This is a genomic window from Lacinutrix cladophorae (genome assembly GCF_053604645.1).
Genome location: NZ_JBSHNR010000121.1, coordinates 615,683 through 636,520, shown reverse-complemented (window position 1 = coordinate 636,520; position 20,838 = coordinate 615,683). Strand labels below are relative to the sequence as shown.

Here is a 20,838-nt window from a genome sequence, read left to right as displayed (position 1 = left end):
GCACGACACTTGACAAAAATTAACATTACATACACACTTATACTAGCAATATTGTTTCACTGTAGTTTATTTTCACAAGCTAAAAATGAAGTAGAAATACGTGTTACTGCAGCCCAATTTCCGGATATTGCATTAACCTATTTAAATGGCCTTCCTGAAAACACAAAACCAATAAAACTATTTAAAGAAACAAATAATGAAAAAAGTAGTTTTGAAGCTAAATTTAAGCTTCGCAAAAAGCACTATAGTATTGAATTTAATAAAGAAGGTATACTAGAAGACATTGAGATTTATATTAAAAAGCGCCATATTAATAAACAAACATTTCATAAAATCGATTCGTATTTAACTAAAAACTACAGTAAATATCGTTTTATTAAAATTCAGAAACAATACAGAAACACCACTAATACAAATACATTTTCGGTTTTAAACGAGGCTATCAAGAATACAGATGTGTCTAATATTTTTTATGAAACAATTACAGAAATCACAATTGAAGGAAAAAGAGAAATCCTAGAAATCACTTTTACTAAAGATGGTGTATTTTCAACTTCACAACCTGTAAATTTAGAATCTTACGAACATGTATTATATTAAAAAACTAATATATATAGGTTTGTTTTTTTGTGCTTCAAAAAGTATTGCACAAGAATCTTTTGAGTCTTTAAGTGAATCTGCATTTTCTGTAAATCATAAATTTTCATCTGTTTACAAAGCAAATTTTGCAATAAAATCTAGGGCATATATTTATCAAAATGATAACTTAAGATATAAACAAAGACAAGTAGATATCGTTCACTTCTCTACATATTCTTTAAACCACAATAATAGTTTGAGTTTAGGTATTCAATATAGAAATAGAGATCTATTTGAAGACAAAAGCAATGAACTAAGACTTACACAACAATACAATTTCACTAAAAAAAGATTAAGCAAGCGTTTTGGACATCGATTTAGAGTAGAACAACGGTTTTTAGAAGCTATTACTGTACATCGAATACGTTATCGTTTTGCATTAGACTTTCCGTTAAAAGGAGACCAACTAGATATTAATGAAGCATATTTTATATCTTCTATGGAATTATTAAATAGCATGAATGCATTATCTGCACCCGAAATAGACCATAGAACAACAGTACAAATAGGCTGGTTACTTAGTGAAAAAATAAACTTACAAGCAGGATTAGAATATAGATTTGAAGCCTTTAATATAATTACAGAACAAAAGCTTTTTATATTAACATCTGCTATTTTAAAAATTTAAGAAAAGCATCTCTAGTTATCTCTTCTGCACCAAGGCTTTCAAGATGTTTGGTGTATACTTGGCAATCTATAAGTTTGTAATTGGTATTTTGTATAAAGCTTATAAAAGCAACTTTACTCGCATTACTTACTTTAGTAAACATACTTTCTCCACAAAAAACACCATTATTTAAGTCTAAACCATATAATCCAGCAACAAGTATATCCTTTTGCCAAACCTCAACAGATTTTGCATAACCTAATTGATGTAATTTCAAGTATGCTTGCACCATAGTATCAGTAATCCATGTACCAGATTGTCCTTCTCGCTTTGCTATTGCACATGCCTTAATAACCCCTAAAAAATCTTGATTTATAGTAACCGTAAAATCTGCTTTTCTAAGTACTTGTTTCATACTTTTTGAAACCTTCAATTTTCCTGGAAACAATACAAATCTAGGATCAGGAGACCACCATAAAATTGGATCATTTTCATTAAACCAAGGAAAAACCCCCTTTTTATAAGCAAGTAAGAGCCTTTCAGGACTTAAATCGCCACCAATAGCAAGCAAACCATCTTTATCTGCATCTTCTACATTTGGAAATATTATATTTTGATCTAATAGATACATCTGGTAAAAATAAAAAAACCTCGATACCAATATGGTAATCGAGGTTTTTTTTATGAAATTTTCGCTTTTGCGGAAATTAAAAAAGATATTTAGAACGGTAAATCGTCATGATCTTCTTCTTTTACATCTGTTGCTGGCTCAAAAGCTTCTGCTGGTGGTACTGGTGGCATATCTCCAGATGCACTTCCTGCTTGTAAAGCTTCAATTCTCCATCCTTGTACCGAATTAAAATATTTAGTTTCTCCTTGTGGATTAACCCATTCTCTTCCTCTTAAATTGATATTTACTTTTACAGCTTGTCCTTCTTTATAGTTATTTAAAAGGTCTGTTTTATCTTGCACAAACTCTACTAGTATATGTTGCGGATATTGCTCTTCTGTTGTAACTACTAATTCTCTTTTTCTAAACCCATTACTTCCAAAAGTTTGAGTTTCTCCAATCATTTTTACTTTTCCTTGTACTTCCATTTTCTATATAATTATTAAATATTCGTCTGATTTGATATCGCAAATTTACGATAATAACATTTTCCAAGCACTTTCTAAATCATTAAAACTTAAAAAATCTTTTGCTTTTTTGTGTTTTATTTCGGTGGATAAAGAACTTAAATTATGTTCGTTTTTAAAAGCCTTAATGCTTTTTTCTTCTGGCAAGTTTTCAACATTAGCCAACATACCTAAATCGTTTCCTGTTAAGATAGCACTATTTTTTATTTCTTCGGGCAAACTATCTACACCGATTCCTAATGTAGAAAGCGGCTTTGGTATTTCGAAAAAACCTTCTTTTGCACGACTATAATAACTTCCTCCTGCCCTAGCTACTAGATCTAGTAACTCTTGATTAATAGATTGGTCTTGGTTTAAAACGCCTTCTTCAATATGTAGTTTTACAACTTCGCAAACCACTAAATTTCCCGCTCCTCCTTCTGTTCCTAGTTTTACTACTTGATTCACCTTGCATTCTAATTGAATAGGTGATTCTGCTACTCGAAAAGGTTTTACAATATCGGATGATAACATCGTTAAACCAGCTTTTTCAAACTCGTTTACACCTTCGGGATATTCTGTACTACTTAAAGACATTTGGTGCACTAAATTATAATTTACCACATTAATTACTACCTCTTTTACAGCTTCCACATTTTCAAGCGTATGCTTTATAGTGTTATCTCGTACACGACGAGCTGGAGAAAATATTAAAATTGGCGGATTGGCACTAAATACATTAAAAAAACTAAATGGCGACAAATTAGGATTCCCATTTGCATCTATAGTACTAGCAAAAGCAATAGGTCTTGGTGCGACTGCGCTTAATAAATACCCATGTAATTTTGGTGTTGTAAGCTCTTGTGGTGTAAATGATAGCATGTACAAAATAATTTATTCAAAAATAAACCTTTTAACGCGCAACAAAAAACGATTTCCAAAAAGCTAGCACAATATTATTAACAGATTTGCATTGTATACTTAAAACAAATAGTTTATTGGTTTTTATACTTGCTCTTTTTTACTTTCTGTTCGTAAAAAATTTTAACTATAGTTACTACTATTCTAAAAATGGTTGCCTGCATAAAATAAAAAATATCTAATCCTAAATTACCAAAAACTACTAGCTTTAAGTATATTACAAGCTCTAAATATAATGTATGGTTTTTTCAAAAAACAGAAATCTTATTCGATGGATTATAGTAATAGCCTCTTTTGCTATTATTTCGTTAATTTTATGGAATACCTATGTTTTCTTTCAAAAGTTTAAAGCAGAAGAACGCATTAAAATGGAAAACTGGTCTTTTGCGCAAAATGAGTTCTTAAAGGTAGTAAGCGAACTCTCTACAGACGAAAATGCTTCTTCAAATTTAGATTTAACTTTAAAAATACTTAGTAGTAATAATACAACACCAATGCTTGTTGTAGATAAAGATTCTTCGCTGGTTACTTTTAATAATATTGGTGAAGAAACAAAAAAGGATTCTCTTTTTGCAGTTAAAAATACAAAGATATTAATTAAACAATTTAGTAGTGAAAACGTACCTGTAAGCGTAAACTACGACGGTCAAGTTCTTTATTATGGTAATTCGCCGCTATTAAACAAACTAAAATATTATCCGCTAGCACTATTGTTAATCATTATTTTATTTGCTGCTGTAGTTTACTTTTTCTATAGAAGTAATAAAACTGCTATAGAAAACAAATTATGGTCTGGTATGGCAAAAGAAACTGCGCATCAAATTGGCACACCTTTGTCTTCTTTAATTGGCTGGGCAGAGATATTAAAAACAGAAAATGTAAACCCAGATTATATTAAAGAAATTGAAAAAGATATTAGTAGATTACAAACCATTACAGAACGTTTTAGTAAGATAGGCTCTTTACCAAAATTAGAAAAAACAGATATCGTCGAAGAAACCTTAGTTACTTATGATTATCTTAAAACCAGACTCTCTAAACTAATTGATTTTGAGATCATTGCGCCAGAAAACAAAATTTTTGTAAATTTAAACAAACAGTTATATAGTTGGACTATCGAGAACCTTGTAAAAAATGGTATTGATGCTATGAAAGGAAAAGGGACTCTTAAAATTGAAATCAAACAATTAGAAAACAACATAAGTATTAACATTTCAGATTCTGGAAAAGGTTTATCAAAAAAACAATTTAAAGCTATTTTCGAACCTGGTTTTACTACAAAAAAGAGAGGTTGGGGTTTAGGGCTATCGCTTGCAAAACGTATTATTGAAGAATTTCATGATGGAAAAATTAAAGTATTACATTCTGAAATTAATAAAGGCACTACCATGCAGATTGCATTAAAAAGCATTTAATTATGGACAAAAAATGGATTACAATAAAAGAAGTGACCTTAAATAATAATTGTCCAGAATGCTATAACACAAATGGATTACAATTAACGTTTAAACAAAAATTTATAGAGAACTCTCTTTACAGATCGATAACCAACGAAACTACGCAAGCAATATATTGTAAAACTTGTAATACTGCTATTTTTCCTGTAATGTGGACCGAAGACATAGAGCGTGTATTTGCCTATCAACAAAAAGCATTTACACCTAAAAAAGCTTCCATAAAACTAAAAAAGAAAGCTTGGCTATTTATTACGCTATTTAGCGTTTTAATTCTTTGTGGAATTTTACTTGCAATTCTTTATAAATAAGACTGAATAGCTTTTGCTATTTCTTGAAACTCTTGAGTATTTAATTTTGTTTTCTGCATAAAACTTGCATCTTTCATTGTATTTAACGGAATTAAATGTACATGTACATGCGGCACCTCTAATCCTATAACAGAAACACCAACACGATTACAAACAATTGCTTTTTCTATAGCAATAGCTACTTTTCGTGAAAACTGCATCAAACCAATATAGGTTTCTTCGTCTAGATCAAAGATTTTATCTACTTCCTTTTTAGGTATACAAAGCGTGTGTCCTTTAGCATTTGGATTTACATCTAAAAATGCTAAAAACGCATCGGTTTCTGCAACTTTATAACAAGGTATTTCGCCTTTAACAATTTTCGTGAATATAGAAGCCATAAGATAAAAAGGTTTATTTGTAAATATAAAAATTCCTATTTATAACCGAATCGTTTTACGTTAAAAATAGGAATGAAAATTATTGTACCTTAATAAGGTTGCTGTAATGGCAAGAATAAATTATCTAGAAATCTCTACAATATCAAACTTAATAATACCACTTGGCACTTGTATTTCGGCAACATCACCAACACTTTTACCTAATAAACCTTTACCTATTGGTGAATTAACAGATATTTTACCTGTAGCCAAATCTGCTTCACCATCCGCCACCAAAGTATATAACATTTCCATGCCGTTGGTTTGGTTTTTTATTTTCACTTTAGAAAGTACTAAAATTTTAGAGTTATCCATTTGACTTTCGTCGATAACGCGAGCACCTGCTAGTTGATCTTCTAATTTAGAAATACGCATTTCAAGCATTCCTTGTGCTTCTTTAGCAGCATCGTATTCGGCGTTCTCACTTAAATCTCCTTTATCTCTTGCTTCTGCAATTGCCTTAGAGGCTTTTACGCGTTCTATGTCTTTAAGCTGTTTAAGCTCTTCTCTTAATTTTTTTAAGCCTTCTGCTGTATAATAAGATACTTTACTCATAACTTTATCGTTTATATAAAAGATGCTGAAACCTCCTTAGACAAATGCTCTGAGTAAGAGTTCAGCATAAAAAAATCTCGCATACACGAGATTGTATAACAAAAATACAAAATTTTTATATACTTAGTAAAAAATCTAAACAAAAGTACTTTATCTCAAGGTTTTATTTATGAACAAATGTTCCTTTAGTAAAAGTATTAAACACAGCATTGAAAGTACATTTTTTGTACATTGCCAAACAAAAAAAAGAATGAAAAAGTTATTTCTAATAACTATAAGTAGCTTTATAATGCTAGCTTGTAGTAAAAATGATAATAGTAACGACAACGAATTTCTAACCGATATAAATTTTGACACAGGAACGACTATAAACACAAGTTTTCCGCAGTACAATGATTTACTATTTCCTGGAAACCATGTGGTTTTATATACCTATGGTTTAAGTGGTATTGTAGTGTATTACTCAGGAAGCTCCTATATCGCTTTTGAGTTAAGTGATCCTAATCACTATTATCAAAACTGCTCTGCTTTAACTGTAGATGGTGTTATAGCAACCTGTAGTTGTGATGATGACAATTCTTATGATATATTAACAGGGCAACCTAATGGAACTACCACAGGACCCTATGGGTTAAAACCTTATTTTGTGGAAGTAAGCGGAAGCATCATCAGAGTATACAACAACTAAAGCGCAGAAATTCAACACTATAGAATTAAAATAATTTTGTTTTATAGAAAATATTCTATATATTTTTCATATCTTAGTAGTGGGAATAAATTTTTAATGTATTAATTGATTAAAAAAAAAGCCATTCTATTTTTTAGAATGGCTTTTACTTTAAGGTATAAACTATGTGAATCTCTACTTTAAAATAACACGAGTTAAATTAAAATTTTAATGTAGCTCCTACTAAGAAATTTCTAGTTGCTTGGGGAAAATACCCAGCGCCTTCAATAGTTGTAGTTTCATCAGGTACAGACCATGTATCATCATAGGTATAATAATAACCGTTTGAAATATACTCTTCATTAAAAATGTTATTCACTAATGCAGTAAATGTAATAGACTTTACAAATGCATTGGTTTCTAATTCATAAGAAACATTAAAATCATTTACAAAATAACTATCTAATTTAGATGCTTCACTATCTGTGTTTCCCATATATTGCTCTCCTACATGTTTAGTTAGCAGTGCTAAATCTAGGCCTTTAACTGGATTAAAAACTAAGGCATTAGACAACACAAACTCTGGTGAAAAAGAAATATTTGTTTTACCTAAATCTGTTAAAGCGCCATCTCTATTTACAACAGTACTTTTATTTTTGTTAGAACTAACAGTTATAGCAGGTTGTATGGTTAACCATTTTAAAGGTTTTACTGCTGCTTCTACTTCTAAACCTAATCGATAACTTTCACCACTATTAGTTCGTACTGGATTACCTACATTGTCTCTTTCTCCGGTAAGCACTAATTGTTCATTATACAACATGAAGTACAAATTGGTATTAATACTAAATATTTCTGATTGATGTCTGTAACCTAATTCAAAATCATTTAATTGTTCTGGGTTAACAGTTTCATTGTTTTCAAAATCATCTCTATTTGGTTCTCTATTCGCTCTTGCATAAGAGAAGTATACGTTATCGTTAGTATTTAATGCATAGGTAATTCCTACTTTAGGATTGAAAAAACTATAATTTTCATCAATTAATAATGGAACTCTATCGGAGGTTAAACCTGTTGTTTTATAATCTACAAATCGCAATTGCAAATCTCCAAAAAGGGAAATTTTTTCATTTAATTTAACGGTTGCTTTAGTAAAAAAACTGGCATCTTTTTTCTTTCCATTTCCGTCGTAATAGGTATCGTTTATTTCACTAGAGCTTGCATTTCTTGCCCAAATAATTTCGCCATAATGATCTCCATCATAAGCACTATAACTTCCGCCAAAAAGCATATCTAACTTATTTTTCTTAAAATTTGCATTGGCATTTACTACATAAAAATCGTTATCTAACCAACGTCTTCGTATTAAATCTGTCGTATTAATGGTTTCGCCTCCTAGAGTTACTTCATCTAAATCATAATCGGCAAAATCTTCATCTTCTTTATACTGCTCAAAGTATCCTTTACCATGCGTATAATTTAAACTTAAATTTGTTGACCAATAATTATTTATACGTTCTGTGTAATGTAACTGATAATGGTCTTGCTTGTAGTTATCTTCTTCATTTTCGTGAAAACGTGTATTGCCATTTTCATCGGTGTATATTCCTGCAACATTGAATGTTCTGTCGTCTTTTAAAACATCTAAATCTTCCAAACCATACCATGATTGATACGTTACTTCGTGACCACTAAATGTAATTGCTTTAATTAAGCGATTATCGTCAACATAAGCACCTTGTAAGAAATAGGATTTAAGATCTGAAGTAGCTCTATCTATATAACCATCTGATTTTATTTGCGATAAGCGACCTGCAATTTCAAAATGATTATTTAATTTCCCTGTACTAAACTTCACGTTGTGTTTCCTGGTATTGTAACTACCAAAAGAATTAGAAATTTCGCCATTAGCAACTTCGGAAACAGCATCTGTTAACACATTAATACTTGCTCCAAAAGCACCAGAGCCATTGGTAGATGTACCAACACCACGTTGTAGCTGCAAACTTTCTACCGAGGAAGCAAAATCTCCTAGATTTACCCAAAAAGTCCCTAACGATTCTGCATCGTTATAAGGTATACCATTAAGTGTAATATTAGTAGATTGTGCATTAATACCACGAACACGAATATACGTGTAACCAACTCCTGCTCCAGCATCTGTTGTGGTAACTACAGATGGTAAAAAATTAAGTAACACAGGAATATCTTGCCCTAAATTTCGCTTAGCAAGGTCTTCTTTACTAACATTTGTATGTGTAATTGGAGAAGTAGCATTTACACGAACGGCTTTTACTAGAACTTCATCTAGCTGCTCTGTTTTAGTAGAGTCTTGTTTTTTTTCTTGTGCATTAGCACGGACTGTTAACACTAAAAGTGTTAAAAAAAGAAATAGGTTTTTCATTACGATTATGTTTTATAATCGAATAAAAAGAGGTAATTATTCTTTTGTTATTAATTGATTTTGTTTGAGCGTATAAACGAATACGATATTAAAATGTTTCTTTTATTTTAAATCATTACATGCATAATTGTATACATAGTCAAATTTAGAATTAAAATTAACATGGTTAACTTTATCATACTCGCTAAAATATCTTTAAGACATTTTCTTAACGCTCGCATTCCTAAACAGCATTACCTGTTCTAGGTTCAATGGGTATGATCTCAGCCAAAAAGATTTTTGAATTTTGAATTTTTGAATTCAACAATCTCCAATCCTTTAAGCACCCCTTTTTTGAGAACGATGCAAATGTAATGACGAATTATGAATTAATAAAGACTTCTTGTTACAATTTTATAAAAAAAAGAAAGTATTTAATCTAGGTTTGGTTTTTTTCTGTTTGCTTTCTTTTCAGAATTTACGCGTTTAGATTTTAAGCGTTTTATTTTTACTGCTTTAGGGATCTTAGTTGGTTTTCTTCTTTTAGGAACCACTAATCCTTCTTTAATTATTTGAAGGAATCTTTTTATGGCTATTTGTTTGTTTTTATGCTGACTTCTACTTTCTCCACATTGAAAAAGAAGTACATTTTCTTTTGTAAGTCTAGCATGTAGTTTTATTTTTAAACGTTGCTTTTGGTCTTCATTTAATACCTGAGAATCCTCTAAATTAAATGTAAGTTCTATTTTTGAAGAGACTTTATTTACATGTTGTCCTCCAGCACCAGAGCTCCGTATTGCTTTAAACCTTAATTCGTGTATTAACTGTTGTTCATGAAACATTAGTCGTTTATTTGATGTGCCGCTTTTAACAAGTCTGTTACAGTTTTTACTGGATTAAAAGTAATTAGTGGTACTTCTACAAAAATGGTATTCCAATATGCCATAGCGCCATTCCAAAGTCCAGGAAGCTCTAAAGCTTTTAAGTCTTTTCCTGTTTTGGTTTTCATAGTAATAAAACCTGTTTTGGGGTCTACAAATTTATTCAAATCAAATTTTTCGCCTTTATAGTTTTTAATACCACAAACAAGGTCTACAGGATTAAAATGGGTTGCATTTTTTAATATTCTTTTTTGTGTTTTATTCTTTTTATCAATTTGTGCAGACTCTACAATTTGAAGGGAGATATTGCCACTTTCATCTTTGATCCAAAATGGTCCTCCTCCTGGTTCTCCTTCATTTTTCACCATACCACAAATTCGAATTGGACGATTTAATTTTTCCTTTAGATATTCAATTTGATAGGTTTCAGAATATTTTTCAAACTCTATATTAATTACAACATGTAGTTTATTCTTTAAAAATTCTGCTATACTAATTAGTTCTTTTTCCGAAAGGGTATTGCATTCTAATTTTTCTAAATAAGCAAATGCTTGTTCTTGTAATTCTATTAATAAACCACCAAGCATTTTCTTATATTCTGCGACTTCATTTTCATATTTAGAAACTACTATATTATCTATATTTTTAATAAAAATAACATCGGCATCTAGTTTATTTAAGTTATTTAAAAGTGCGCCATGACCAGAAGGTCTAAACAGCAAATCGCCATTATCTTCTCTAAAAGCATCATTTTTTGGTGTTACAGCAACGGTGTCTGTAGATTGGCATTGGTATGAAAATGATATATTAAATTTAGTCTTCGTTTTTGCTTTTACAATTTCTTCTACTCGTTTAAACTCAGCATCAAAAATATTTTTATGTTTTTCCGAAATGGTAAAATGTAAGTCTGCTTCATTATTTGAAGAAGCATAAAGTGCGGATTCAAATAAATGTTCTTCAAAAGCTGTAGATACATGATCTTTATATTGATGAAAAGGTAGTAATCCTTTTGGATAAAAACCATAATTAAGCTTTTCTGGTTCTAACATGGTTTTAATAAATTCTAACTTTTTTTCATCTTGCGTAAGGGAGTTAAAATTTGAGATAAGCGATTTAACTTTGTCAAGAACTTGTCCGTAAAAAGGAAACTTTTCTACACCTACCAAAAACAAAGATAACTCTGTAGCTTTATTTCTATTAATGTATGAATTAACACTTTCTTTATTTACATCATATTCTTTTATAAATTGAAACAAGAATTTAAACATTCTTGTTGCAGCTCCAGAAGCAGGAACAAATTTAAGAATAGATTTCTGGTTTCGTTTATCTTCGAAAAATTGAATTGCTTTCTTTTTTTCTGTTTCCGATAATTTTAAAATACCATTACCAATATTTGCAGCATCTTTTAAATTTACAAATGGAATTCCATTTTTAAAAAGTTGTATTTGAGCATTAACTTTTTCTAAAGTAAGGTTTTTAGATGCTATTTGTAGTTTATCTTTTTCTGTAAATTTCACTTCTTTCTATTTAATAATTCATCAATATGTTTTACTGCCATATCTAAACGAGTTTTCTTATCTCCTTTTAGCAAAACATAGGGTCTATTATATTTTATTAATGTTTCTTGAAATGCATTGAACATACTTAAACGTTCTTCTGGTTTATCTCTTAAATCATCTGCTTCCCAAGGAGTGTCAATATACGTTAAAAAGTATAAATCATATTTATTTTCTAGTGCATATTTTTCAAGAATAGGATCACAAATCCCTGAATAATAAGTTTCTGAATACACTTTAGTTTCCAGTAAATCGGTATCGCAAATTAATACAGAATCTGTTTTTTTAGCTAAAGCATTTTCTAATTTAATTTGCCCAATAGCAATTGGCAGCAAATCTTTAGGCTCGCAAGTTTTACGTTCATTATTCCATTTATCTTGCAGGTATTCTCTAGCATATTCGGGTGTCCAGACCGAATTGTAATATCTTGCTAATTGTCTTGAAAGTGTTGTTTTTCCAGTCGATTCCGGTCCAAACAAAACTACTTTTATACAGTTACTTGCTTCTTGTATAAGCTTTTCTTCCATGCTAAATATCCTAAAATTGCTATAATTGTAAATCCAAAATACTGAAAACTGGTAAAGGTAAATCCTTTATAAAAATACAAAGGAATAGAAATAATATCGCCAATAATCCAGTAGATCCAGTTTTCTATTTTACGTTTTGCCATAAGCCACATTCCTACAAAAAACACAGCTGTTGTAACGGTATCTATGTATGCTACCCAACCATTCCATTTATCAAACGTTTTATAAATAATAAATACAAAAACTAATGTTGCGAAAAAGATAGCTACACTTATTTTTTTTTCTTTATTGGTCGTTCTAGAAATTGGAGTAACATGACTAGCATCTACTTTTCGCGTCCAAATATACCAACCATATACACTCATAATAAAGTAATATGCATTAATCATCATGTCGCCTAAAAGTTGCCATTTTAATAATAAATACACGAATATACAGGTGCTTACCATTCCTGTTGGAAATACTAAAATATTGTTTTTTCTAGAAAACCAAACCGATAGAAATCCAAAAACAACTGCAACAATTTCTAATACAATATCTAGTGTTTGGTAATCGGCATACTGCCCAAAAAGGAAATCAAAAATGTGGTTCATAATCACTTCTATTGGTTTTAACTACCTTCATGGTTAGTACCGAAATATCTACTTCTTGAAAAGAACGTTTTATCTCTTGTGTTAAGAAAGGCATCAAGGTATCGTAATCTCCAAAAATTTGTGTGCTTAACGGATTTTCTAAAACCTTAAATTCAGAATCTCGTAAAGCTTTAATAAATTGAATTACATGTTTTTCATAATCATCCTGTAAAGGAGAAAGAGTAAGATCTACAGATATTTCCATATGTTTTTTATTTTTTTAATTGATTAAAGAAGGATTCATCTTCTTCAAAAGCTGTACCAATAACTACCAAATCGGCTCCTGCTTGGTATGCTGCATCTAATTGTTCTTTACTACGTATTCCTCCTCCAACAATTATTGGAATTCCCAATTCTTCTTTTACTGCGCTAATAATAGAAGAAGGAATCGCTTTTTTAGCGCCACTTCCTGCTTCCAAATAAATAAGTCGCATACCAAGTAGCTCGCCTGCTTTTGCTGTATCTACAATAGCTTGTTCATTATTAATTGGCATTGGTGCTGTTTGCGTAACTCGCTGTACAGCTGTTTCTTTTCCGTTTTCTATTAGCAAATAACCTGTTGGTATTACTTCTAAATTGGTATTTCTTAATTTAGAAACTGAGGCTATATGTTTTCCTATTAAATATTCCGGATTTCTTCCAGACAACAAAGACAAGTACAATATAGCATTAGCTTCATTGGTAATTTGCGATATATCTCCAGGGAATAAAACGATTGGTAAATTGCTATGCTTTTTTAATGCTATAACAAGGTTTTCGGTTGCAAATTCTTCCACAGTACTACCTCCAACAAAAATATGTGTCGCAATCGAATTGTTTAATTTTTGCATAAAACCATCTAAGCTTTCTGGTTTTGCTTTATCTGGATCCATTAAAACAGCTAGCAGTTTTTCACGCTTCTCAACAGCAGATAATATGTTTGGGTATAACTTCATTTAGGCAGGCAATACATAAGCACAAGTAAAACCTTCAAACTCAAAAAAAGTAGTTTGGTATCTGTGTTTTGTTTCTTCATAATCAATCCAAGCAATTGTGGCAGCTTCTTCTACAGTAAATGGAATTACTAGAGTATGCTTCAAAAAACTTAAACCTGGAGTAGCAAACAATTTATATAAAGATTCTTTTATACACCAAATAACAGTTAGTTTATTAATGTAATTATCTGCCTTCTTATCTAAATAAATGTTTTCATAATCTAAAAACTTATGCGCGATAACTCCAATTTTCTCGCGTTGTTTTTCAATATCAATACCAACAACAGCATCACTTACTACAACTGCCGAAAACGTAAAAGAATGCGTTATAGAAATATGCTTACCATCTTTTAAATGCGGCTTACCATTTTCGTCATACATTAAATCTTGATCGGTATAACCAAAAGCTGCAAGTAAATGGCGAACACTTAGAAAACCGCGTCTATGCAGTTCACTTTTCATACTCAAAACGCGTTTCATATTCTCTGGTTTTAAAGTAATAGGATCCAGCAAATCTGTATAAGATTCTGTAATCTTCCAGATTTTAACAGTAGTTTGTGAGTTTGGTGTAAGAGTTTTATAAATAGGCATTTAATATTCTAAAAGTTATTAGTTATCTTTGCATCGCCTTAGGCGAATTTGGCATTTAATGATATAGCGAATTTAGTTATTTAAGCCATAAACCCAAAGGCAAGTACAATTTTAAAACAAGATAAAAAATAATATGAGTACAAAAACTGTTGCTTACGTACCTAATAAGGTAAAAGATATGTCGCTTGCGGCTTGGGGAAGAAAAGAAATTAATTTAGCCGAAGCAGAGATGCCAGGCTTAATGAGTTTACGTGAAGAATATAAAAACGAGCAACCTTTAAAAGGTGCACGTATTGCAGGATGTTTACACATGACGATTCAAACTGCTGTTTTAATTGAAACTTTACAAGCTTTAGGAGCAGAAGTTACTTGGAGTTCTTGTAACATTTTCTCTACACAAGATCAAGCTGCTGCTGCTATTGCAGATGCAGGAACTGCTGTGTATGCATGGAAAGACATGACAGAAGAAGAGTTTGATTGGTGTATCGAACAAACCCTTTTCTTTGGGGAAGACAGGAAACCATTAAACATGATTTTAGATGATGGTGGTGATTTAACCAATATGGTTTTAGATAAATACCCAGAATTAGCTGCTGGAATTAACGGTTTATCGGAAGAAACAACAACAGGAGTTCACAGACTTTACGAAAGAGTAAAGAACGGAACATTACCTATGCCAGCAATTAATGTTAACGATTCGGTTACAAAATCGAAGTTCGATAACAAATATGGTTGTAAAGAATCTGCAGTAGACGCTATTCGTCGTGCAACAGATATTATGTTAGCTGGAAAACGTGTAACCGTTTGTGGTTATGGTGATGTTGGTAAAGGTACAGCTGCTTCATTTAAAGGTGCTGGGTCTATTGTTACCGTAACAGAAATCGATCCTATTTGCGCATTACAAGCTGCAATGGATGGTTTTGAAGTAAAAAAACTAGAAACAGTTGTTGGAAATAGCGACATCGTGATTACAACAACTGGAAATAAAGATATTGTACGTTCAGAGCACTTTGAAGCTATGAAAGACAAAACAATTGTTTGTAACATTGGGCATTTTGATAACGAAATCCAAATGGGTTGGTTAAACGAAACACATGGAGCAACAAAAGACACGATCAAGCCTCAAGTAGATAAATATACAGTAAACGGAAAAGAAATTATTATTCTTGCCGAAGGTCGTTTAGTAAACTTAGGTTGTGCAACAGGACATCCAAGTTTTGTAATGTCTAACTCGTTTACAAACCAAACGTTAGCACAAATTGAACTTTGGAATAACAAAGAAGCTTACGGAAACGATGTATATATGCTACCAAAAGCTTTAGATGAAAAAGTAGCAAAATTACACCTAGCAAAAATTGGTGTAGAGCTTACAGAACTTAAACCTTATCAAGCAGAATATATTGGTGTAACGGTTGAAGGCCCATACAAACCAGAACATTACAGATATTAATCTGTTATTTCCGCGAAAGTGGGAATCTCATTAATTGAAACTAAATTATATTTAAATCCCAAGCATTCATGTTTGGGATTTTTTTATTGTCACTTCGAGTGTCCCGATTTTTATTGGGATGTATCGAGAAGTTGGGCAATCTGTTTTTGGTAGAAAAAACCAAAAACAACCAGGCTTTACACTATATCTTTTTTTTCGTACCTCAAAAAAGGATGCCGTTGCAATCCTTATTGCGGACTACCCTTACACAGCCATTGCTAGAAGTAACAAAGTACAATCTGTTGGTTTCATTTTTCGTTTTTAAATAAGTACCTTCACACTTTAAATATAAAAAACATGAGTTTAAAAAAGGCAACACTAGTACTTAACACCTTAGAATCGCATATAGAAAACCATAATATTTCTAACACTAAAGTATCTAAAAGCGATATTGCCTGGCATATAGACCACAGCCTTAAAGTAATTAATAGCGTTGTTATTTCACTACAAAAATCAGATCCAAATACCTTTAAAAACAATTTTAGCTTTTTAGGGAAAATATTTTTTACACTTGGTTTTTTTCCTAGAGGAAAAGCAAAAGCGCCAAAATATGTAAAACCACCAGAAGTCATCTTAAAAGAAGATCTTTTAACTCAAGTACAACAAGCCAAAACGAATATACAAACAATAGCTAATTTAAACGAGAATGCTTATTTCAAGCATCCACTATTTGGACATATTAATAAAAAAAGAGTTACTAAGTTTTTAGTGCTACATACCACACATCATTTAAAAATTATAGAGGATATATTGACAAAATAGTAATATTACAAAATACACTTTGCTTATTTTAATACTATAATAAAACTCGTCTTCCTTTTACGATATAAAAGGAAAAGGAACGATTATAAACAAAAAAATGCCTTTCTGTTTCCAGAAAAGCATTTTTAAAAACTAAAACAAAAATTACTGTGCACTCCAACCTCCATCTAATACAAAGGAAGAACCAGTCATGGTTGTAGCGCTGTCTTTTGCTAGAAGTATTGCCATATCTGCAATAGCTTCTAGAGGAACAAATTGTTTTACCGCTTGTTTTTTAAGCATTACTTTTTCTACAACCTCATCTTCGGTCATGTTATGCGCTTTCGCTTGATCTTTTATTTGCCCTACCACTAATGGTGTTTTTACATAACCAGGACAAATAGCGTTACAGGTTATATTAAATGGAGCACCTTCTAAGGCCAATACTTTGGTCATACCAATAACACCATGTTTTGCGGTTACGTAAGCCGATTTAAATTCGGAGGCACGAATACCGTGCACAGAAGACACATTAATAATTCTTCCAAAATTTTGTTTTTTCATCTGTTTCCAAACCGCTTTAGAAGCATAAAAAACAGCATTCATATTAATCGCTATAATATTTTCATATTTGTTATTTGGAAAATCTTCAATGGGAGACACATATTGAATTCCTGCATTATTGACCAGCACATGTAATTCTCCAAATGTTTTTATGGTTTCTGCTATTAAATCTTCAATAGCTTCCGATTGCAATAAATTAGCGTTAGAAAAGGCTACTTTCACTTTATACTTATCGCCTACTTCATTAGCAATTTCAGCTCCATTAGGCTCTAACCCATGAAACATAATATGGTAACCTTCTTTAGCAAATTGTTTCGCAATTCCTAAACCAATTCCGCTAGTACTTCCAGTAATGAGAACGGTTTTATTCATTTTTTAAAAATTTTTGAAGTGTTGTGTTAAAAATATCAGGCTGATCTATAACAACGCCATGTCTAGAATTATTAATTACAACTAAAGAAGCATTTTGTAATTTATTTACATACTTTTCTTTAAAAGAAACTGGCGTATAATCCATGTCAGAAGCAACGACTAACGTTCTAATCGTAATATTTTTTATTCTATCACCTAACCCCCAATCCATTAAGGTTACAAAAGTTTTATAGTACGCATTGTAATCATTTTTTTTGCATCGTTCTTCAAACTTGTTTCGCATATCTATTTGATGTGCTTCTGGAAACATATTAAACGAGATTTCTTTGGCTAATAGCGCTATTCCTTTTGTCTCCAGAAATGCTGTTCTATTTTTTAAAAGGTCTTCTCCTATTTTACCCATGTCATTAAAATCTGGGCCACTATTTACGATTACTAGATTTTCTATGTACTCTGGAAGTTTGGAAGCCATTTCAAAAGCCACAGCTCCACCCATAGAAAAACCAACAACAGTTGCTTTTTTTATATGTAGCCGATCTAAAAACTGCTTTACATCTTCTGTCATTAAAGCTACACTATAAGCGTCTAATGGTTTTGTAGAATCACCATGACCTCTTAAGTCTACAGTAATAACACGATGTGTTTTAGAAAAGAAAGGGACTTGGGCGTCCCAATCTTTTTTTGTGGATCCTAAACCATGAAGAAATAGAATAACGTTTCCTTTTCCAGTATCTTCATAGTCAAGTTCTATATCATTAACTTGTATTTTTGACATGGTTTGGAAGCTTAATTAATAGTTTCAGGTTTCTTTTTAAAGAAGTTTATTTTGTATTTTAATTCGAAAGAAACAAGTGTTTCAATTACAGGAGAAGCTACAAACTCTCTATTTTTAGCGTTAAATAAGTTTGTTATACTTAAACCTAAAGATAGATTATCATTAAAGTTATAACCTGCATTTGCATCTACAGAGAAACCACCTAATTGCCCATAGTTCCATGTTCTTCCTACTTGTGCATTCTCAACTATTTCATTAACACCATCTCCATCTTGATCTTGTGTTTCTGCAGCTACGTTTATACCAGAGAAGAAATCGTATTTTTCAACAAATCTTCCAAAAAGGGCTCCATAAAATTTACCTTTGCCATAATGAAGACCGACACTAAATTTATGATTAGGAGTATTGATTGGTAATTCACTTTCTAATACTTGACCATCTAAATTTCCATCATTATCTAAATCATCTTTATCTAGGCTTCTATCAAAATAAGAATAGTTTAAAGAAGTTCTAAAGTTATCATTAAAGTAATAGTTTAATCCTATATCTAATCCATAGGTATCTACATGACCAAAGTTTAAATAGGTTAAAATGAACGAACCATCTGAACCTTCAACAACATCTCCAATTGGTTGGTCTCCAATATGTGTTACGTTATTTCCATTTGCTGCATCTGCAATATTACGCAATGGACTAATAAAGTTATCGGATTGGTTATAATAAGCGTTAGTATCTATAAATAATTTATCTGATAATTTTCCTTTATACCCTATTTCGTAAGAATTAATTGTTTCTACTTCTAGCCTTTCTATTTTAGTACCATCTGTAAGTGTAAATCCTTCTCCATTTCCTAACACTAAACCTCCAAATAAGTTTCCTTTAAGATTTAAAATAGATGGAACAGCGATTCCTTTTCCGTAGGTAATTCTAAAAGTTCCGCTTTTTACTTTTTTAGTAATTGCAGCTTTAGGTATAAAATTAGAACCATATAATTCATGATTATCTATTCTTCCTCCCAACAAAAAGCCCCATCCAGAATCTGGTAATTTATACTCTAATTGTGTATAAATACCTGTTTGATCTAAATTTATCCCGTCTTCATCTAAAAGGTATGTACCATCAGAATCTGCCATATCTAATTGGTATTGCGCTCCTAATGTTAGATAAAATTTGTTCCAATTATTATTGTATTGCGCTTCTGCATTAAAACGTCTAGACGCATCTTTAAAAAGGGCACCACGCTGTAATGCTAAACCATCTCCTTGATTAGGCCCCGTTTGAAACCATTGTTCTGTAAGCGAACGATCTAGAGCCTCAGCTTCTGTAAAACCATTTTCAATAAAAGAAACATAATTTTGTGTACGTTGGTTTATTGCATAAGTATCGTCTGTTTTACTCCACGTATAGTAGGTATTAGCAAAAAAGTTTTTGGACACGAATTTTAACTGCGCAACATCTATACTCCAATCTTTAATTTGATTACGTCCTGCATTTGTGATACCTAAATTATTACTATTACTATGCCCATAATATCCTGAAAGTTCCGAGCTTTTAGTTGGTTTATAAAATAATGAAGCTCCATATTTTTGACTATCAAAATCACGATCTAGATTCAACTCTTTATACGCAGTTGTTCCTACATATACGCTATCGGAATAGTTAAACTCTTTTCCTTGAGATCTTTCAAAGTGGAATTTATAAGCAAATTTATCATTAAGTACCTGTGCATGTCTTAATCGCATAGTAACTACATTTTGATTCCCAGCACCTACTGCAAAAGTAGTACCTTCTGAACCTCTTGGGTTTTTAGTAATCGTACTTACTAATCCGTTATGCGCATTTGGCCCATATAATGTTCCGTTAGGTCCTAATAATATTTCAACACGTGATATATCGTCTTTGGTTACCGTAGAAAAAGATCCCATTGGCAATCCTGTTGCTATTAATGTAGATAATCTATCGTCTGTTACTTGTAAATTTTTAGAGTTAAACGCAGAGTTAAAACCTCTAATATTAATTCCTGTTCCTAAAACACCACTTCTTACAAAATCTACCCCTTTTTGCCTTGCTGCCAATTCACCAATATTAAAACTAGGAAATTCTTCAATATCTTTTGCAGTAATAACATTTACTGTAGCTGGTACATCTGTAATTTTTTGTGGTTTTTTACCTGCAGTTATAATAACTTCATCTAAAACGCTATTAGATTCGTTTAATGTCGCATTTAATTTTGTTGTGCTATTAGCCGTAACTGAAACACTTTGCGTTGCCGTTTGAAAACCAATATAAGAGATAGACACATCATGAGTACCTTCGGTTACATTTTCAATGGTAAAATTTCCATCAAAATCTGTTACACCACCCTTGTCTATACTTTGAATGTACACAGCCGCTCCAGCTAAAGGCATACCACTAGCATCTGTAATTGTTCCTGCTACGCTTCCAGTATCTTGCGCATTAATAACCAAAGAACTAATTATGGTTAGTAAGAAAAGTAGTTTTTTCATAATTAAGAATATTGTTTTAAGTTAGATTATGATGGCAATCTATTGTGAAAAAGAAAATAAACAAACTACAAAAACACAAATGACAAGTGTGACTTTTAAATTAAAAATACGATTAAATCCAATATAATTTTTAAAGAAAAGGACTATTGCGGCTTAA

The 20,838-nt window shown here is 31.3% G+C and carries 23 protein-coding genes; 7 read left to right on the top strand and 16 right to left on the bottom strand.

The window, feature by feature from the left end:
- The first annotated feature begins 9 nt into the window (after nt 1–9).
- Together ACVC3Y_RS15785 and ACVC3Y_RS15780 are read left to right on the top strand one after the other, a co-directional pair.
- Nucleotides 10–600 carry a hypothetical protein gene (locus ACVC3Y_RS15785; RefSeq protein WP_452227409.1) on the top strand — a complete coding sequence of 197 codons (591 nt, stop codon included), beginning with the start codon at nt 10–12 and terminating at the stop codon, nt 598–600.
- Complete coding sequence (locus ACVC3Y_RS15780) at nt 587–1,267, top strand: DUF2490 domain-containing protein (RefSeq protein ID WP_452227408.1); 681 nt, start codon at nt 587–589, stop codon at nt 1,265–1,267. Before ACVC3Y_RS15785 ends, ACVC3Y_RS15780 begins: the two co-directional genes overlap by 14 nt.
- On the opposite strand, the gene aat is transcribed toward ACVC3Y_RS15780, so the two are convergent.
- The 3 genes from aat to ACVC3Y_RS15765 form a co-directional block, all read right to left on the bottom strand.
- A complete protein-coding gene (gene aat, locus ACVC3Y_RS15775) occupies nt 1,251–1,877 on the bottom strand; it encodes a leucyl/phenylalanyl-tRNA--protein transferase (protein WP_452227407.1) in 627 nt (208 codons plus the stop codon). The two genes, ACVC3Y_RS15780 and aat, sit on opposite strands and share 17 nt — an antisense overlap.
- Before the next feature lie 89 nt (nt 1,878–1,966).
- Complete coding sequence (locus tag ACVC3Y_RS15770) at nt 1,967–2,344, bottom strand: DUF3127 domain-containing protein (RefSeq protein ID WP_303420790.1); 378 nt, start codon at nt 2,342–2,344, stop codon at nt 1,967–1,969.
- 45 nt (nt 2,345–2,389) lie between these two features.
- Nucleotides 2,390–3,244 carry a flavin reductase family protein gene (locus tag ACVC3Y_RS15765; protein ID WP_452227406.1) on the bottom strand — a complete coding sequence of 285 codons (855 nt, stop codon included), beginning with the start codon at nt 3,242–3,244 and terminating at the stop codon, nt 2,390–2,392.
- Between the two features lie 278 nt (nt 3,245–3,522).
- Between ACVC3Y_RS15765 and ACVC3Y_RS15760 the strand changes: the two genes are divergently transcribed.
- Nucleotides 3,523–4,698 (top strand): sensor histidine kinase, encoded by a 1,176-nt coding sequence (locus tag ACVC3Y_RS15760; RefSeq protein WP_452227405.1) that lies wholly within the window; start codon nt 3,523–3,525, stop codon nt 4,696–4,698.
- A gap of 2 nt (nt 4,699–4,700) precedes the next feature.
- Nucleotides 4,701–5,048: a hypothetical protein gene (locus ACVC3Y_RS15755; RefSeq protein ID WP_303420793.1), complete on the top strand. Its 348-nt coding sequence runs from the start codon at nt 4,701–4,703 to the stop codon at nt 5,046–5,048.
- Here the strand turns inward: ACVC3Y_RS15755 and ACVC3Y_RS15750 are convergent.
- Complete coding sequence (locus ACVC3Y_RS15750) at nt 5,039–5,428, bottom strand: HIT family protein (protein ID WP_303420794.1); 390 nt, start codon at nt 5,426–5,428, stop codon at nt 5,039–5,041. The genes ACVC3Y_RS15755 and ACVC3Y_RS15750 overlap by 10 nt on opposite strands.
- Nucleotides 5,429–5,548: 120 nt before the next feature.
- Nucleotides 5,549–6,022 (bottom strand): transcription elongation factor GreA, encoded by a 474-nt coding sequence (gene greA, locus ACVC3Y_RS15745; RefSeq protein ID WP_303420795.1) that lies wholly within the window; start codon nt 6,020–6,022, stop codon nt 5,549–5,551.
- Nucleotides 6,023–6,272: 250 nt separating this feature from the next.
- On the opposite strand from greA, the gene ACVC3Y_RS15740 reads away from it, so the two are divergent.
- A complete protein-coding gene (locus ACVC3Y_RS15740) occupies nt 6,273–6,710 on the top strand; it encodes a hypothetical protein (RefSeq protein WP_303420796.1) in 438 nt (145 codons plus the stop codon).
- A 199-nt stretch (nt 6,711–6,909) separates the two neighbouring features.
- Here the strand turns inward: ACVC3Y_RS15740 and ACVC3Y_RS15735 are convergent, their stop codons facing one another.
- The 8 genes from ACVC3Y_RS15735 to ACVC3Y_RS15700 all read right to left on the bottom strand — a co-directional run bounded on the left by ACVC3Y_RS15735 (nt 6,910) and on the right by ACVC3Y_RS15700 (nt 14,233).
- Nucleotides 6,910–9,093 (bottom strand): TonB-dependent receptor, encoded by a 2,184-nt coding sequence (locus ACVC3Y_RS15735; protein WP_452227404.1) that lies wholly within the window; start codon nt 9,091–9,093, stop codon nt 6,910–6,912.
- Nucleotides 9,094–9,506: 413 nt separating this feature from the next.
- A complete protein-coding gene (arfB, locus tag ACVC3Y_RS15730; RefSeq protein ID WP_303420799.1) occupies nt 9,507–9,914 on the bottom strand; it encodes an alternative ribosome rescue aminoacyl-tRNA hydrolase ArfB in 408 nt (135 codons plus the stop codon).
- Complete coding sequence (locus ACVC3Y_RS15725) at nt 9,914–11,470, bottom strand: DUF4301 family protein (RefSeq protein ID WP_303420801.1); 1,557 nt, start codon at nt 11,468–11,470, stop codon at nt 9,914–9,916. Before ACVC3Y_RS15725 ends, arfB begins: the two co-directional genes overlap by 1 nt.
- Complete coding sequence (locus tag ACVC3Y_RS15720; RefSeq protein WP_452227403.1) at nt 11,467–12,036, bottom strand: AAA family ATPase; 570 nt, start codon at nt 12,034–12,036, stop codon at nt 11,467–11,469. The genes ACVC3Y_RS15725 and ACVC3Y_RS15720 overlap by 4 nt, the downstream gene beginning before the upstream one ends.
- Nucleotides 11,997–12,629, bottom strand: coding sequence for a nicotinamide riboside transporter PnuC (pnuC, locus tag ACVC3Y_RS15715; RefSeq protein WP_452227402.1), 633 nt, complete (start codon nt 12,627–12,629; stop codon nt 11,997–11,999). The genes ACVC3Y_RS15720 and pnuC overlap by 40 nt, the downstream gene beginning before the upstream one ends.
- Complete coding sequence (locus ACVC3Y_RS15710; protein WP_303420807.1) at nt 12,613–12,873, bottom strand: hypothetical protein; 261 nt, start codon at nt 12,871–12,873, stop codon at nt 12,613–12,615. Before ACVC3Y_RS15710 ends, pnuC begins: the two co-directional genes overlap by 17 nt.
- A 7-nt stretch (nt 12,874–12,880) precedes the next feature.
- Nucleotides 12,881–13,603: a geranylgeranylglyceryl/heptaprenylglyceryl phosphate synthase gene (locus ACVC3Y_RS15705; protein ID WP_452227401.1), complete on the bottom strand. Its 723-nt coding sequence runs from the start codon at nt 13,601–13,603 to the stop codon at nt 12,881–12,883.
- Complete coding sequence (locus tag ACVC3Y_RS15700; RefSeq protein WP_303420811.1) at nt 13,604–14,233, bottom strand: 4'-phosphopantetheinyl transferase family protein; 630 nt, start codon at nt 14,231–14,233, stop codon at nt 13,604–13,606.
- A gap of 133 nt (nt 14,234–14,366) precedes the next feature.
- On the opposite strand from ACVC3Y_RS15700, the gene ahcY reads away from it, so the two are divergent.
- Nucleotides 14,367–15,683: an adenosylhomocysteinase gene (gene ahcY, locus ACVC3Y_RS15695; RefSeq protein WP_303420813.1), complete on the top strand. Its 1,317-nt coding sequence runs from the start codon at nt 14,367–14,369 to the stop codon at nt 15,681–15,683.
- Between the two features lie 336 nt (nt 15,684–16,019).
- A complete protein-coding gene (locus ACVC3Y_RS15690) occupies nt 16,020–16,484 on the top strand; it encodes a DUF1569 domain-containing protein (RefSeq protein ID WP_452227400.1) in 465 nt (154 codons plus the stop codon).
- Between the two features lie 144 nt (nt 16,485–16,628).
- Here the strand turns inward: ACVC3Y_RS15690 and ACVC3Y_RS15685 are convergent, their stop codons facing one another.
- Genes ACVC3Y_RS15685 through ACVC3Y_RS15675 form a run of 3 tightly spaced genes read right to left on the bottom strand, consistent with a single transcriptional unit; the run spans nt 16,629 to nt 20,681 of the window.
- On the bottom strand, nt 16,629–17,399 hold the full coding sequence (locus ACVC3Y_RS15685; RefSeq protein ID WP_303420816.1) for a 3-hydroxybutyrate dehydrogenase: 771 nt from the start codon (nt 17,397–17,399) through the stop codon (nt 16,629–16,631).
- A complete protein-coding gene (locus ACVC3Y_RS15680; protein ID WP_303420817.1) occupies nt 17,392–18,174 on the bottom strand; it encodes an alpha/beta fold hydrolase in 783 nt (260 codons plus the stop codon). Before ACVC3Y_RS15680 ends, ACVC3Y_RS15685 begins: the two co-directional genes overlap by 8 nt.
- A gap of 11 nt (nt 18,175–18,185) precedes the next feature.
- Nucleotides 18,186–20,681, bottom strand: coding sequence for a TonB-dependent receptor (locus ACVC3Y_RS15675; RefSeq protein WP_452227399.1), 2,496 nt, complete (start codon nt 20,679–20,681; stop codon nt 18,186–18,188).
- Nucleotides 20,682–20,838 lie beyond the last annotated feature (157 nt).

Excerpts from the sequence above, each read along its gene's own strand:
- ACVC3Y_RS15780 (WP_452227408.1), top strand. The coding sequence starts at position 587 with ATGTATTATATTAAAAAACTAATATATATAGGTTTGTTTTTTTGTGCT.
- aat (WP_452227407.1), bottom strand. The coding sequence starts at position 1,877 with ATGTATCTATTAGATCAAAATATAATATTTCCAAATGTAGAAGATGCA.
- ACVC3Y_RS15770 (WP_303420790.1), bottom strand. The coding sequence starts at position 2,344 with ATGGAAGTACAAGGAAAAGTAAAAATGATTGGAGAAACTCAAACTTTT.
- ACVC3Y_RS15765 (WP_452227406.1), bottom strand. The coding sequence starts at position 3,244 with ATGCTATCATTTACACCACAAGAGCTTACAACACCAAAATTACATGGG.
- ACVC3Y_RS15760 (WP_452227405.1), top strand. The coding sequence starts at position 3,523 with ATGGTTTTTTCAAAAAACAGAAATCTTATTCGATGGATTATAGTAATA.
- ACVC3Y_RS15755 (WP_303420793.1), top strand. The coding sequence starts at position 4,701 with ATGGACAAAAAATGGATTACAATAAAAGAAGTGACCTTAAATAATAAT.
- ACVC3Y_RS15750 (WP_303420794.1), bottom strand. The coding sequence starts at position 5,428 with ATGGCTTCTATATTCACGAAAATTGTTAAAGGCGAAATACCTTGTTAT.
- greA (WP_303420795.1), bottom strand. The coding sequence starts at position 6,022 with ATGAGTAAAGTATCTTATTATACAGCAGAAGGCTTAAAAAAATTAAGA.
- ACVC3Y_RS15740 (WP_303420796.1), top strand. The coding sequence starts at position 6,273 with ATGAAAAAGTTATTTCTAATAACTATAAGTAGCTTTATAATGCTAGCT.
- ACVC3Y_RS15735 (WP_452227404.1), bottom strand. The coding sequence starts at position 9,093 with ATGAAAAACCTATTTCTTTTTTTAACACTTTTAGTGTTAACAGTCCGT.
- arfB (WP_303420799.1), bottom strand. The coding sequence starts at position 9,914 with ATGTTTCATGAACAACAGTTAATACACGAATTAAGGTTTAAAGCAATA.
- ACVC3Y_RS15720 (WP_452227403.1), bottom strand. The coding sequence starts at position 12,036 with ATGGAAGAAAAGCTTATACAAGAAGCAAGTAACTGTATAAAAGTAGTT.
- pnuC (WP_452227402.1), bottom strand. The coding sequence starts at position 12,629 with ATGAACCACATTTTTGATTTCCTTTTTGGGCAGTATGCCGATTACCAA.
- ACVC3Y_RS15710 (WP_303420807.1), bottom strand. The coding sequence starts at position 12,873 with ATGGAAATATCTGTAGATCTTACTCTTTCTCCTTTACAGGATGATTAT.
- ACVC3Y_RS15705 (WP_452227401.1), bottom strand. The coding sequence starts at position 13,603 with ATGAAGTTATACCCAAACATATTATCTGCTGTTGAGAAGCGTGAAAAA.
- ACVC3Y_RS15700 (WP_303420811.1), bottom strand. The coding sequence starts at position 14,233 with ATGCCTATTTATAAAACTCTTACACCAAACTCACAAACTACTGTTAAA.
- ahcY (WP_303420813.1), top strand. The coding sequence starts at position 14,367 with ATGAGTACAAAAACTGTTGCTTACGTACCTAATAAGGTAAAAGATATG.
- ACVC3Y_RS15690 (WP_452227400.1), top strand. The coding sequence starts at position 16,020 with ATGAGTTTAAAAAAGGCAACACTAGTACTTAACACCTTAGAATCGCAT.
- ACVC3Y_RS15685 (WP_303420816.1), bottom strand. The coding sequence starts at position 17,399 with ATGAATAAAACCGTTCTCATTACTGGAAGTACTAGCGGAATTGGTTTA.
- ACVC3Y_RS15680 (WP_303420817.1), bottom strand. The coding sequence starts at position 18,174 with ATGTCAAAAATACAAGTTAATGATATAGAACTTGACTATGAAGATACT.
- ACVC3Y_RS15675 (WP_452227399.1), bottom strand. The coding sequence starts at position 20,681 with ATGAAAAAACTACTTTTCTTACTAACCATAATTAGTTCTTTGGTTATT.